Annotated in this window: 1 protein-coding gene; it reads right to left on the bottom strand. The window is 61.9% G+C overall.

The window, feature by feature from the left end:
• On the bottom strand, positions 1–518 hold a 518-nt coding region (locus NKH05_RS33050), incomplete at its 3' end, for a transposase (RefSeq protein ID WP_353027113.1).
• Positions 519–533: the final 15 nt, after the last annotated feature.

Genomic DNA, 533 nt, shown 5'->3' on the forward strand with positions numbered 1-533 from the left:
CCCTGCCGCGCGGTAATGCGGGCATCTGGATCCTTCGACGGCCGCTCAAGCGTCGGCGGTGACGAGACCGCATTGATCAGCGTGGCATCCAGCATCGTGCCACGCTTCAGGATCACGCCGGCCTTCTCCAACTGCCGGTCCAGTTCGCCAAACAACTTATCGAGCAGACCTTCGCCGACAAGCAGATTGCGAAAGCGCGAAAGCACCGTGTGATCGGGAATGCTCTCCTCCAGCCCGAGCCCGGCAAAGCGCCGGAACGACAGCCGGTCGCCAAGCGCCTCTTCCAACTCACGGTCCGAAAGCCCGTAGAGCGATTGCAACAAAAGCGCCTTGAACAGGACCAGCGGTGGCCAAGCCGCCCGACCCGGACCGCCATCACGCAGCGGGTTGAGCAGTTTCTCAAACCGATACCACTTCACAAGACCCGACAATCGGTCGAGCGGCGAAGTGCCGCCCACAAGCTTGGTGCCTAGAAAAGCCTCCGCCAAGCTCAACTGGCCCGTCTGCTTCACTGCCATCGCGATTCCCTCAGA

The sequence above is a fragment of the Mesorhizobium sp. M1399 genome (assembly GCF_040317735.1).
In the GTDB taxonomy this organism is placed as follows: Bacteria; Pseudomonadota; Alphaproteobacteria; order Rhizobiales; family Rhizobiaceae; genus Mesorhizobium.